The 13607-nt window shown below is 53.0% G+C and carries 10 protein-coding genes; 7 read left to right on the top strand and 3 right to left on the bottom strand.

What is annotated here, in order from left to right; translation table 11 throughout:
- Positions 1–23 precede the first annotated feature (23 nt).
- The 4 genes from AC5JMP_RS03235 (at position 24) to AC5JMP_RS03220 (ending at position 8064) form a co-directional block, all read left to right on the top strand.
- A complete protein-coding gene (locus AC5JMP_RS03235; RefSeq protein WP_495849986.1) occupies positions 24–2486 on the top strand; it encodes a cellulose biosynthesis cyclic di-GMP-binding regulatory protein BcsB in 2463 nt (820 codons plus the stop codon).
- Complete coding sequence (gene bcsA, locus AC5JMP_RS03230; protein WP_495849985.1) at positions 2479–5133, top strand: UDP-forming cellulose synthase catalytic subunit; 2655 nt, start codon at positions 2479–2481, stop codon at positions 5131–5133. Before AC5JMP_RS03235 ends, bcsA begins: the two co-directional genes overlap by 8 nt.
- A 324-nt stretch (positions 5134–5457) precedes the next feature.
- On the top strand, positions 5458–7209 hold the full coding sequence (locus AC5JMP_RS03225) for a polysaccharide deacetylase family protein (protein WP_495849984.1): 1752 nt from the start codon (positions 5458–5460) through the stop codon (positions 7207–7209).
- 132 nt (positions 7210–7341) lie between these two features.
- Positions 7342–8064: a PTPA-CTERM sorting domain-containing protein gene (locus tag AC5JMP_RS03220; protein WP_495849983.1), complete on the top strand. Its 723-nt coding sequence runs from the start codon at positions 7342–7344 to the stop codon at positions 8062–8064.
- 199 nt (positions 8065–8263) lie between these two features.
- On the opposite strand, the gene AC5JMP_RS03215 is transcribed toward AC5JMP_RS03220, so the two are convergent.
- The 3 genes from AC5JMP_RS03215 to AC5JMP_RS03205 form a co-directional block, all read right to left on the bottom strand.
- Complete coding sequence (locus AC5JMP_RS03215; protein ID WP_495849982.1) at positions 8264–8638, bottom strand: hypothetical protein; 375 nt, start codon at positions 8636–8638, stop codon at positions 8264–8266.
- 163 nt (positions 8639–8801) lie between these two features.
- Positions 8802–9080, bottom strand: coding sequence for a hypothetical protein (locus AC5JMP_RS03210; RefSeq protein ID WP_495849981.1), 279 nt, complete (start codon positions 9078–9080; stop codon positions 8802–8804).
- Positions 9081–9103: 23 nt separating this feature from the next.
- Positions 9104–9415, bottom strand: coding sequence for a hypothetical protein (locus AC5JMP_RS03205; protein ID WP_495849980.1), 312 nt, complete (start codon positions 9413–9415; stop codon positions 9104–9106).
- Positions 9416–9469: 54 nt separating this feature from the next.
- Between AC5JMP_RS03205 and AC5JMP_RS03200 the strand changes: the two genes are divergently transcribed.
- The 3 genes from AC5JMP_RS03200 to AC5JMP_RS03190 are packed head-to-tail and all read left to right on the top strand — an operon-like array spanning position 9470 to position 13303.
- On the top strand, positions 9470–9793 hold the full coding sequence (locus AC5JMP_RS03200) for a hypothetical protein (RefSeq protein WP_495849979.1): 324 nt from the start codon (positions 9470–9472) through the stop codon (positions 9791–9793).
- Positions 9794–9824: 31 nt separating this feature from the next.
- Positions 9825–11417, top strand: a complete 1593-nt coding sequence (locus AC5JMP_RS03195) for an ATP-binding protein (protein WP_495849978.1) — start codon at positions 9825–9827, stop codon at positions 11415–11417.
- A gap of 44 nt (positions 11418–11461) precedes the next feature.
- Positions 11462–13303 carry a tetratricopeptide repeat protein gene (locus AC5JMP_RS03190; RefSeq protein ID WP_495849977.1) on the top strand — a complete coding sequence of 614 codons (1842 nt, stop codon included), beginning with the start codon at positions 11462–11464 and terminating at the stop codon, positions 13301–13303.
- The last annotated feature ends 304 nt before the right edge of the window (positions 13304–13607 follow it).

Here is a 13607-nt window from a genome sequence, read left to right as displayed (position 1 = left end):
CCTCGCGTGCATTTCATCACCCCATGAAAAATCCTTTCCATTCGCTATTCCAATCTGCATCTCCTAAGGTGAAATCTAAGCGCACCTACAGTAATAAATGGCGATCGTTCCTGTTCTTAATTTTCTTGAGTTGCAGTATTAGTCTTGGCGGCGTAATGTCCGTTGTCCGGGCGCAGACTGATCCTCCGGCGGCGATCGAAACTTTTCCTAAAAATTCTGTAGAGCCATCCTCACCCAATCTATCCTCGCCCAATCTACCCTCACCTAATCTATCAAGGCCCAATCTATCGAACAGCTCGTTCGCGTTGCCGAGTCCACTCCCTGCAACACCCACTGTGGCGGTACCTGCCAACGGCAAATATGTGCTGGAACTCAATCGGAGTCCGCTAGTCGGCAACCGACTCCGGCTAGAAAGCATCTATGACGAGGCGCGATTGCGGTTTACCCGTCCGCGTAACTGGAAGCCTCAGACGGTAAAGATGTCTTTGCGCTATCGCCATTCGCCTGCGCTCTATGCCAGCCGATCAAATCTGACGGTATTGATCAACGGCACGAGCATTGGTAGTGTTCCGTTAAACCAACCTGAGACAAAAATCGGCACGGCAGTGTTTGATGTCTCGCCCGATCTGATTCAGGACTACAACGAAATCACGATCGCCGCCCTGCAAAACAACTCCCCCACCTGTACGCAAGATCCCTACGATCCGTCGCTTTGGACTGAGGTATTGCCAGACTCCAAACTGGTGTTTGACTTCCAGCCGCAGCCGATCGCCATGGATTTCAGCCGCTATCCCTATCCTATTTTTGACACACTCAGCCTGGAAGCCAATCAGGTAGACTATCTCCAGCCGCAGACGATCGATGAAACCTGGCTGACCACCGCCTCGCGTTTTCAGGCGGCGCTAGGTCGAGTGGCGGTCTACCGGGATATGGAAACCCGCCTGATTAGCGATATCGATCAGGTGAAGCCTAGCCAACCGCTGATTATTATCGGCACGCCGGAGAGCCAGCCCGCCCTGAAATCCCTGAAGCTGCCGCTGTCGCTCAAGGACAAGCAAATTTTGGATGGCAAGCAGCAGCCGTTTCCTAAGAATGTGGGGTTGCTGATGCTAACCACGGCAGATGAGAATCGCACGCCTGTCCTGGTGGCGACGGGCAACGGAGCAGATGGCGTCGCAAAGGCAGTGCAGTTTTTGGTGCAAACGCCCGATCGCCAGATTGGGACTGGAAATGTAATTGTTGTCAGCGAAGTTGCACCTGTGCCATCGCCGCCGCTCCGTCAGTGGTCGGGATATTTGCCTGTAGAAAATCGCTTCCAGCTCAGGGATTTGCAGACCTACGATCGTCAGCCCTATAAAGATGTTTCGGTGCGCGGCTCCCATGCGCCTGCCTTGGAGGTTGATTTTCGTGCGCTGCCAGATGATCTGTTTGTGCCAGGTAGCTCTATGACCCTCAACTACAGCTATGGCGCTCAGGTTAACCCGCTAACTTCCCTAGTAGAAGTGCAGATTGACGGTGTGCCTTTGGCAGGCAGTCGGCTGTCTTCTGCGGATGGGGCAATGCGGCAGTCGATGAAAATTGAAATCACGCCCGATCGCATCAAGCCTAATTCCAAGATGCAGATCAATTTCCGCCTCGACCCGCGTGAACGCCGATCCTGTAGCCGCGTCACCGATCAGCAGCTCTGGGGTACGATTCATGCGGATACTAGCTTTGATCTCAAGCGGGAACACCTGTCGCGAATGCCAGACTTGAAGCTGATGCAGTCAGCTTTTCCGTTTGCGGCACCCCAAGATTTATCCAGCACGGCGATCGTCCTTCCCCAAAAACCCAGCCCTCAAGATGTGGCGCTCATGTTAGAAGTCAGCGCTCGACTGGGGCGACTCAGCCGATCGGATGCTTTGCAGCTTGAGGCATTTCGAGCAGACAAATTGACTCCAGAAAAACGTAAAACGAGCCACCTGATCGGCATTGGTACTCAAGCAGAGTTTCCCTTCCCCGAAGCTTTTGAAGCCGATGGATTCGCGCTGAAAAATCTGCTGTCTCGACAGCGCGGACAAAGCGCCGTACAAACCTTGCCCGATCGCGAAGGCGTGCTGAAGGAAATTGTTTCGCCCTGGAATAGCGATCGCGTGCTGCTGGCATTAACAGGTCAAACCGATACAGGGCTGGATCAGGTGAGCCACTTGATTAGTCAAGATCCGCTGTTTTATCAGCTTGAGGGCGACACGGTGCTCATTAGCGCCAATCAACCCAATCTCTCTGAACCATCGCCTGATGCTAAGCAGGACTTTAATCTAGAGTTTCTGCATCAGTCTCCGCGGCGAGAGGTTTCTACCACAAGCCAATTTGAGCGACTGCTAATTATGCTGCGCAACAACTGGTTTGTTCTGGCTCCTGGTCTGATTGCAGCTGCCCTAATGCTGTACGGAGTTGCCCAGCTTTATTTGAAAAAATTCACGGGGCAAGAGCAGAAAGATGGCTAGTTCCTCAACGACTTCACGCGCCCGCCCTCGAATGCCGCGATCGTTCAAGCAGCGTTTTAGCGATGTGCTGACCCGCCTGTTGGTCGATCGCCTGCCCCATGCCTTTGATCAAATGCTGAAATGGCTGAGCAAAGGGCAGGTTGCCGTTCTGCTCATTTCGCTGATTTTGTTTTTCTTGCCGTTGGTGACGCTGCGTCCCAATATCTGGCAACAGGGAATTGTCGCGGCGATCGTCATTCTCCTCGGTCGATTATTTCTCCATCTCGAAGAGCGACAGCCGGAAGGTCGTGGGAGCGAACTGCTGCATCTGCTGCTGATGGCGCTCAGCATCATGATGACGCTGCGCTATTTGTTCTATCGCGCCAGCTACACGCTAAATTTTGACGAATGGATTGACACAGTATTCTCGATGCTGCTGTTTATGGCGGAGATGTATGGGGTTATGACCCTAATTCTCGCCTATTTCCAAACGTTGAAGATGCGCAATCGCAAATCCATCACCCTGGAGGAAATTCCGGTAGCCCAGTGGTCTACGGTCGATATCTATATTCCAACTTACAACGAAGAAGTTGAGATTGTTCGTAAGACTTTGTTGGGGGCATTGGCGATCGACTATCCAGAGGACAAAAAGCAGATCTATGTCTTGGATGATGGGCGGGCAGAAAAATACCGCGATCGCCGTATTCAGCTTGAGCAGATGTGCGAGGAGCTGGGCTGCACGATGCTGACCCGCGACAATAATGACCATGCCAAGGCAGGCAACATCAACACGGCGTTGCAGAAAACCAATGGCGATCTGGTGCTGATCCTAGACTGCGATCATATTCCGGTACGCGGATTTTTGAAGGAAACTGTAGGTTTTTTCCTCAAGGACAAAGTTTCTCTCGTTCAGACTCCCCACTGGTTCTATAATCCCGATCCGTTTGAGCGAAATTTATTTACTCAAGGTCGGGTTCCGGTCGGCAATGAGCTGTTTTATAAAGTGCTGCAACGCGGTAACGATGCCTGGAATTCCGCTTTTTTCTGCGGGTCGGCAGCCGTAGTCAGGCGATCGCATCTCATTGCCATAGGCGGTATCGCAACTGAAACTGTTACTGAGGACTGCCACACTTCCTTAAAGCTCCATTCTAAGGGCTATGAAACGGTTTACTATGACAAGATCATGGTGGCAGGATTGGCTCCCGAAAAGTTCTCCTCTTATGTGGGTCAGCAGGTGCGCTGGGCGCGCGGCATGGCGCAAATCTTGCGTCTCGAAAATCCTTTGTTTAATCTCAAGCTGAAGCTCAGGCTATCTCAGCGCGTTTGCTACTTTAGCGCTACGTCCCACTTCTTTTTTGGATTCCCGCGCTTGATGTATGCGATCGCTCCCGCCATGTTTCTGCTGTTTGGGATTAATCCAGTCAAGGGGTTGGGCTTAGAAACTCTTGCCTATGCTTTACCCCATATTATCCTATCGATGCAAACGAATCATATCCCCTACAAGCGAGTTCGATTCTCATTTTGGAACGAGATATATGAGTTTGCGATGTCATTTCAAGCAGGAATTGTCACAGTTCTGGCGCTGCTTAATCCCAAGCTTGGCACTTTTAATGTTACCGACAAGGGATTAGTCGTCACTGAGCGCAGTTTTGACTTGGAATCGATGCGATATCTAGTGCTAGTCGGCGCTATTACCGGAGCTTCTCTCATCGCAGTTCCCTTTTGGCTAATTATTAGTCCGCTAGAAACCCAGGCGGTGCTGATCAATGCCCTTTGGTGTTTGTTCAATTTACTGCTAGTTTCTGCGGCTTGTCTGGCTGCTTTTGAACAGCCTCAGCTCCGCCGCGCCCATCGGCTACCCCGCCATCTCAAGGCTATTATTCACAGCGACGATAGCCAGTTGATTGGGGAAACAATCGACATCAGCGAATCAGGCGCGCAAATCTTACTAGACGATTGGCCCAATATTCCAGATGAGGTGCGTGTCGAGCTAGTCGGCGATTTTGGGGCGCGGGCATTGCTTGACGCAAGGGTGGTACGCGCCAATGCAACAGACAAACTGCAAGTCGTGCTTGCCATTGATTTTCTCAACCCCAGCCGGACTCAGCTTGATGATTTAACAGTTGTTTTATTTTCTGATGTCCGGGAATGGTACGCCCAGCACCGCACTGAAACCGACAAGCCTTTTCAATCGCTGCGCTTCATTGCGACCAGTCTGCGACGAGCCTTCCGAGATCTAAAACCTGCTGATGGGATGAAAGTGAGAAAGCAGGTTAGAACAACCGCGAAACTCTTTTGGGAAGAATGGGGAGAGGAGTCTTATACCGTAAAAGTGATTGAGTGGGGAATGCACGATCTGCGGGTAGAGCTGAGCGGTATTCCAGCCTTGCAGCTTGATGAATTGCAATACAGCAAGCCCATACTGGCACTCTTAATTGATCCGGTAATTGAGTCAAGATCTGGCGATGTGCTGCCGTACAGTTCTGACCCGCAGAGTCTCTTAGTTCGAGTGGAGAGCATTGATGTTTTGGGATCAAGTTCAACCCAGCAACCTCAGATCAATGAAATCGAAGACACGTTGCGCGTTTCAGTAGAGCTTAGCTTCCCTTCTTCATTCGATCGCCAGCAGCGCAACAAAATTAAGGAAATTTTGCGATCGCTCAGCTAGGTTTATGCTAATCTGTTAAGCCTTGTCGCCTAGGCTGCACTAAAAATAAATCTAGAGATAGATCTCATATGGACAGATATGTTGCACATATTGTTGCCTGCGTTGCACATATTGCCTGTAATCTACTGCCCGTAATGTAGTCTGCGCGACCTGACAATTTGCCCAAAATCCGCTACATCTATCAGCGGTACTCTCGTAGAGCCTATCCTCATGAAGTTGCCCCAGTGGATGCGTCGTCTAGTGTCTCAGAATCGCCCTGCTTCCCAACGTTTCCATCTATTTACTCAGCGCTTACTTCATGGGCGTACCTGGAGAAAAAACGGTATGAGACTTGGGCTTTTTTCGGCGATCGTCTTGCTTCAAGTCACTTGGGCTAAGATGCCTCTACATTCGACCGAGCTAGGTGCCCCAGCCGAGTTAGGCAGCCCAGCCATAGGCAGCCCAGCCGTAGGCAGCCCAACCGAGGTCAAAACCTGCCTTCCAAACACTCAGTTTACGACGGTGCGATCGTCTGATCAAATGCCGCTTGCCCAGACTTCTAACATGGGTGAGTTGCTGAACAAATTGAGTCCTGCTCTAGCCGCTCAGTTTCCGGTGCCTTTTCCCCAGATCAACGGCATGGCGAGGCTTGCAAGAGTACCCGTGATGATGTATCACGATATTTTGCCGGAGAAAGAAGTCTTTTTTGATGTTACGCCTTCAGAGTTTACGGAGGCTCTAGAGCTGATTCGCGTGAATGGCTTAACGCCGATTAGCTTGGATCAGTTGACGCAACATCTGGGTACTGGAATGCAGCTCCCCGATAAGCCGATTTTGCTCACTTTTGACGATGGCTATGAGGGTCACTATAGCTTTGTCTATCCTTTGCTAAAGCAGTATGGGTATCCGGGTCTATTCGCCATTTATCCGGGGAAAGTAGGGACAGGCAGCGATGTCGGCAGGTCGAGCCTCACCTGGGATCAGATTCGGGAAATGGCAGCCGATCCGCTGGTGACGATCGCCTCCCACAGCGTCACCCACCCAGAGGATATGACCCAGCTGGCAGACGATCGCCTTCGCTATGAGGTGGCTGAGTCTAAGCGCATCTTAGAGACAAATCTGGGCATGACCCTCAAATATTTTGTCTATCCTTCTGGCAAAAATGATGCGCGGGTGCAGCATTGGGTGCAGATGACGGGCTACAAAGCTGCGCTAACGATGAATGATGAGGTGGATAAGTTTGCTGGAGAGTCAGAAAATCTGCTGAGCGTCGATCGCATCGGTCAGTCTAAGCTGGCAGATGTGATTGCGTCTGCCTATGGCGGTGCGCCTCTGCCCCCCTTCGGCAATTCACTGAATTTCAGATCGGCGATTAAGCTCGATCGCCGCACGGTTAACGAGGTGCCGCTGATTATGGTGGCTGGCGGTAGACCGACGACGATTCACGCCAAGAGTCGCTATCAGGTACCAGAAATTATTGCCAATACTCCAGCCGTTGCGGCTGTGGATGGCGGTTTTTTCTCCTTGGAGAGCCTAGATTCCAATGTCATGGTGGGCCCTGTGCTGAGCCAAAGCACCCAGGAGTTTATTCCTAGTATTCGGCAAGAGGTGGGCTTGTTGGTTGGGCGACCGCTGATTTTGATTAGCCCGGATCAAGTGAGCTTTGTGCCATTTGACCCTGCCAAGCACAACACCTTGGAAGGCGTTCAGGCAGAGATGCCCAAGGTGACAGATGCCTTTGTGGGAGCGGCATGGCTGGTGAGGGACGGACAGCCCCAGCCCCCTGAAGCTTTTGGCAGACTCTTTGACTTTGATGCTTCCCGCGATCGCGCTTTCTGGGGCATCAACTATGCAGGTCAGCCTGTGGTGGGCGTGTCAGGAGATTTTGTGGATTCCGTTTCTCTGGGCGAAGCCTTGAGTCGAGCCGGATTGCGCGATGCGGTTATGCTCGATTCGGGAGCCAGCGCTTCGCTTGCTTTTGAGGGCAAGTCGATGATGAGCTACGAGCCGCGTCCTGTTCCCCATGTGGTGGCGCTGTTGCCTCCCGACCCAATGCTTGCCGACTGTGCGATCGTCTCTGAAAAACAGGATCAGTAAGAGACCGTTAGGATGCTTTGAAGAAACCATGAAGGCTCTTGCATTCTCCGTGTAATCCCTGTTTGATTGGATGTATAACTAGCCTTGCATCTACCTTACGTTCTATTCATCAAGATGTAAGGAGATTTTGTAATGTTTGATGTAAAAACTATTGGTGCGGCTGTAGTTGGTGCAGCGGCGATCGGATTGGGCATGGGTAGCTTGCAGTCAGCACAAGCATTTAATGTTTATACCGATCGATCACTTTGGGAGACTGCGCTTGGGGGAGCGGTCGTTACTACCGATACTTTTAGCAATAATATTCCCAACGCCCGCACCATTACCTTTGACAGCGGTGTCGTCAGCACAGGTAATGGCACAGGTTCTTTCCTTAATACAGTAGGTGACACGGATTCCATCAGCATTGCCGGAAGATATAACGGTGATAGTGATGGACAAGGAGATAATAGCTCAATCTTCGACTCCATCACTTGGACGTTTCCTCAAGCGATTGTCGGCTTTGGCGCAGATTGGTTCAGCACAGCTACTGCTGAGGGTGTCACAATTACAGGGAATTTTGACGGCACAGGCAACCAGACCGCCAGCTTTCGCAGCATATTGGGGGCACCAGGGACTGGTTTCTTGGGCATCATCGGCACAAGTTCCTTCTCCACGATCACCTTCAGCACTGAAACACAGGGAATCCCTACCGATGACCTTTTCAGCGCAGACGACCTGGCGTTTGCATCTGCCAATTCCCCTGCTATCCCCACCCCTGCTGTCCTCCCTGGTCTAATCGGCATGGGTCTTGCAGCACTGCGGAAAAAGCGTAAGGGCCAAGCGGCTGAGCAGGCTGCGGCACCTGTAGAAGTATAGCTGTCGCCCGTTTGCTTAGGGCATTTGGTTTCTGAAGAAAGCAGGAAAGAATACGGAGGTTACTCAAGCTGTGTAACCGCTCCAATAGCACCACTGTCCTCTCAATCGACCGTAGTAAGACAGTAGGCTAGGCGAAACCATAATGCATCAACCAAAACAGATAGGTTAGGCGATCGCCTAACCTATCCTAAAAATATGCTTAACTGACGATCGCCATCCCTTTGGGGCGGCTGGGTCGTTTGCGATCGCTTTTCTTTTTTAGTCCGACAGACTGCGCTTCATTGCTGTCAGAGCCAAACTGTCCTTTAACGACTTCTTTCATGGCTAGGATCGAGTTGTGAAATTCCCATTCGGCTAACCGAGCAGCATCGGAGGCGGCACGATAGAGCGCCAGTTTTTCGGTTTCGATCTGCTGTTGTGCCAGCATCTCCTGATAGGCAGTCTGCATGGCATCGGGAGTGGCGTTGGTGCGTCGGGTACTGTATCCCTCGATCGTTTTTAAGCCGTTGAGGGAATCGACATCCTGGTTGATGACGGTCGGGGTAAGGCGACGACTGGTGTTTTGTGTAGGCATAAGACAAACTTAGTGTGCAGTGCGTAAAGTTGCTGATTTAATGTGCCCACTGCAAGCCGGAGAATCACGATGAGAGCGCTGCTGGAAACATCGAGCAATTTTCTTCGCTAAGGCATTGTCGGCATTGATGTAAATCTCTTGGGCATCAGGATGGAGAAGAACTTCATACATCGGAGCGAAGCGTTCTCCAATTGCTGTACTGAGCTTTAAGGGTGGCTTGATTGTGCTTAACTCGCTGTAGCAATCCAGGAATTGCCAAAAGTTCTTGGGTTGCGGTTTCGCTTTCAGCATTTGCCAAGTAGGCTGCAAAATCAGCAAGTACCTGTAATCGCTCAGGCGATAGCTGTTTGAGTAAATCATTCAGATGGTTCTGCAACTCTGCTACAGAGACCAAATCTGTTGACGACCCATCATCCATTGGGGGACTATCTGGAGTATTCATTGCCTGCTTCGCGGTTGCAAGATTTAGTCTCTATTGTATGCCTTCATTCTGTTTGGCTGAATGCCCTTGGGCTTGAGCGCCCCCGTAGCCATGCAATCGCCCCCATTAACACTGCGATCGCCTACATTGCCGTAAGCAGGGCTTACATTGCCAATGCGATCGTCTGCGTTAAAACTGTATGCCGCTACATTGCCACTGCGATCGCTTGCATTAAGATGGCGATGGCTTGCATTGAGACTGTGAGCTGTTGCAGAAGTAATGTGATTGGCTGCATTGGCAATGTAGCGGGTGACAGTAGGCGTGGAGGGGCTGCGTGTCACTGTGACTTGGCGCATTTGCTGCGGGTGGGTTTGCCTTTAGAGTGAGATCACTGTTGCAGTGAGCAAGCTATGGCTGAGATTTTGGTGGAAGTGCAGGGGATCGATGCGATCGCCGCTACAGAGGAACTGCTGGCGATTCCGGGGGTTGAGGGTAGCTGGGAGACTGAGGAAGAGGCGCAGCGGGAGGGAACGCTGGCGGTGATTGCGACGATCGTGGGCATTGTGGGCGGCACGATGGCGATCGCGGAGCAGATTCGCAAGTGGTATCAGGAGTATCGCCGCAGCCAGTCGGGGAAGAAGATTGAGAAAGTCTTGATTGTGGGACGCAACGGGCAGCGGTTGCTGTTGGAAAATGCCACAATTGAGCAAATTCAAGAAATTCTGGACGCTTAATCTAAAATTCTGGGTGGCGGAGCTAACCTGAATGCGAATTCTGCATTTTGACCTGAAGGAGATCAGTGGGGATGCGGTGGAGCTGCGATCGTTTGGGGAGAACCCGAATGCGTATGACAGCCGATCGCTGGCGCTGGGGGATATTGCCACCCTGATCCGGCAGGCAGAGGAGGGGTATTACGTCTCGCCTAGACTTCAGGCGGATCTGGCGACGACGGGACGGCATCTGTTTCGCTGGCTGGATGGTCGCGATCGCTGGCTGGTGCAAAAGCTGGGGGAGTCTCTAGGCGAGGGGGTGGTGCTGGCGATCGCCGTTGCCGGACGGCTGGCGCATTTGCCTTGGGAGGTGCTGCATGATGGGGCGCAGTTTTTGGTGCAGAGACTGCCTGCGGTAGTGCCGTTGCGCTGGGCTGCGTCGGATCAGGTGACTCGGCTGACAATCCAATCGCAGCCGCAAAACCGGGCTTTGAATCTGCTGTTTATGGCAACCTCGCCGCAGTCGGTGACTCCGGTGCTGAACTATGAGCAGGAGGAAGCCCAGATTTTGCGAGCTGCCGCCCGGACTGGCATTGGGTTGACGGTGGAAGAGAGCGGCTGTCTGGAGGAGTTGGGTTATCTGGCCGATCGCCAAGGTCAGGGTTTCTTTGATGGGGTGCATCTGACGGGGCACGCCACCCTTTGGGAGGGACAGCCGCGCTTTATTACCGAAACTGCCACCGGAGAGGCATACTATGCCAGCGCCAGGGAGATCGCTAGCACCCTACAGCCTCCCTTGCCTCCGCTGGTGTTTTTGTCAGGCTGTCGGACGGGGCAAGCGGCAGAGCAGGGGGCAGTGCCCTCGATGGCAGAAACGCTGTTGCAGCATGGGGCAACTGCGGTGCTGGGCTGGGGGCAAAAGGTTTTAGATACCAATGCTACCTCAGCGGCGGCGGCGCTGTATGAGGCTTTGACGCGGGGCAAATCGCTAGCGGATGCAGTGGCGCTGACCTATCAGGCGTTAATTGAGCAAGAGGCGCGAGACTGGCATCTGCTGCGGCTCTATGCGGCGAAAACGCTGCCGGGAGCATTGGTCAAGCCCTCTAATACACTGGGATGGAAACCTGCTCCCAAGCCTTCGATGGCGACCGAGTTTCTTGATCCGCTCACCCGTAAAATTAGGGTGCCGATGCGGGAAAGCTTTGTGGGGCGGCGACGACCGTTGCAGCGCTGTCTGCGGGCGCTCACGACTGACCCAGAGACGATCGCCGTCCTCATCCACGGTATGGGTGGGCTGGGCAAAAGCAGCGTAGCGGCGCGACTGTGCGATCGCCTGCCCCAGTTTCAGCGGCGGGTGTGGCAAGGACGGATTGATCCGGCGAAGTTGGTAAATGAACTGGCGAAGATGCTGGACGATCGATCGCTGCGGCTGCGATTGCAAGATCCAGAAGAGGAGTTGCCTTTTCGCCTGCGGGGAGTGTTCCAGCAGTTGGCAGAGCAGGGGGCAGCAGCGTTTTTGCTGGTGCTGGATGATTTTGAGCAAAACCTGGAGGCAGAGGGGACAGGCTATATTCTGAAATCGCCCGCTGCCGAAGTGTTAAAGGCGCTGTTCTGGCAATTCAGGCAACCGATCCGCGCCATCGGCTGATTCTGACGAGCCGCTACGATTTCGACATTCATCCGTTGCAAGGCATGGTGCGGCAGCCGTTGGATGGGCTGCAAGGAGCGGATCTGCAAAAAAAGTGTGATCGGCTGTCGGCATTGCAGCCGCCGCCCCGACAGTCCGATACCGCCGCCGCCGAGATAGAGGTGATCCTAAACTGGCAAGCTCAAGCAAAACTGCTGGCGGACGGCAATCCGCGTCTGTTGGAAACGCTAAACGACCGGGTGCAGCCTCAGCCCCAGACCGATCGCGCCGCCACCCTAAAGCAACTTGCCGCTAACCCCACCGAGCTACGACAGCAGGTAATCGAAGCGCGGCTATTGCAGCAGATTCCTGATGAACTCCGCACCGTGCTGTCACGAGGACTGGTGTTTGACCTGCCCGTGCCGCCCGCCGCCTTTGCCAGCGTGACTGCTGGAGGGGAGTGGATCGATCGTGCCATTGCCCTGGGTCTGCTGGAGGTCAGCCCCGATCAAACCCTGCGCGTTCCCCGGATTTTGCCGCTGTCGCTGCCGCAGGAGGCTGAGCCGCTGTATGAGTTGGCAGCACAAACCCTGTATGAGTGCTGGAGGCAATGCGCGAACGCGACAGAAGCCCAAGATCTGGAAGTGCATCGACTGGCAATGCTGGCAAGGAATGGAGAAATTGCCGCCGAACTGGGCGCAACATTAGGGCATCGCTGGCATAGCCAGAGCCGCTTTCGAGAAGCCGTGGCGCTGGGTGAAAAGACAGTGGCATTAACGGCGGACTACCGGATTCATCACAGCTTGGCGCGATCGCAAGCAACGCTAGGGGCAGTTGCGTCTGCATTGGAGAATTATCAAAAAGCGCTTGCCACTTGCTCAGAAGCGGATCAAAAAGAAAAGTTTGCAATCCTTCATAACTCAGCAGGCATTTACGCCCAGCAGGGACAAGTGAAGGAAGCGATCGCCCTCTACCAACAATCCTTAGCGCTCAAAGAATCGATCGGCGATGTGCAAGGCAAAGCCGCGTCGTTGCACCAGATTGCTATCGTTTACGCCCAACAGGGTCAAGTGAATGAAGCAATCGGCCTCCACCAAGAGTCCTTAGCGCTCTATGAATCGATCGGCAATGTGAAAGGCAAAGCAGCTTCGTTACACTGTATGGCTATCATTTACACCCAACAGGGACAAGTGAAGGAAGCGATCGCTCTCTACCAACAGTCCTTAGCGCTCTATGAATCGATCGGCAATGTGCAAGGCAAAGCCGCATCGTTGCACCAAATCGCAGACATTTACGCCCAACAGGGTCAAGTAGAGGAAGCGACCGAACTCTACCAACAGTCCTTAGCGCTCGATGAATCGATCGGCGATGTGAAAGGCAAAGCCGCGTCGTTGCATCAGATGGCAGGCATTTACGCCCAACAGGGTCAAGTAGAGGAAGCGATCGAACTCTACCAACAGTCCTTAGCGCTCGATGAATCGATTGGCAATGTGCAAGGCAAAGCCGCGTCGTTGCACTGTATGGCAGGCATTTACGCCCAACAGGGTCAAGTAGAGGAAGCGATCGCGCTCTACCAACAGTCCTTAGCGCTCGAAGAATCGATTGGCAATGTGCAAGGCAAAGCCGCGTCGTTGCACTGTATGGCAGGCATTTACGCCCAACAGGGTCAAGTGAAGGAAGCGATCGAACTCTTCAAGGAATCGCTAGAAATCGAGGAAAAAATTGGTCACGTGCATGGCAAAGCCATGACGCTATGGTGGCTAGGACACTTAGCAAACCAGCAAAGCAATCCATCTCTGGCGCTGCCCTATCTTCAGGAAGCCTTTGAGATTCTGCAACATCTGCGATCTCCTAATGCGGCACAGGTTGAGGCATTGCTCCAGGCGGTGCAGCAACAGCTTCAGTAAGGGGTGGGGCTAAATTTGCCTGTGGGTAGACAGAGGTGTAGCCCCCTAAATCCCCCAATTCTGGGGGACTTTGAATTCCGGAAGCCCCCCAGAATTGGGGGGTTGGGGGGCGAATGCAGCACGTTCAGCCCCACTCCCTCATTCCTGCAAAGTTTCTCGCCAAGATTCCAATGACTCTAGAATTTGCTGCCGCCGCGATCGCAGTTTTTCAAGGCGCAGTTCAGACTTAACCGCTTTCGTTCGGGTTTCCTCTAGCCGATCTTTGTCATCTTCGACCCCGAAGAAACCTGTCTGCAGAGCGATC

This window comes from Drouetiella sp. (assembly GCF_059504425.1).
The sequence above is the reverse complement of the archived record's forward strand: the minus strand, read 5'-3'. Positions and strand labels throughout refer to the sequence as shown.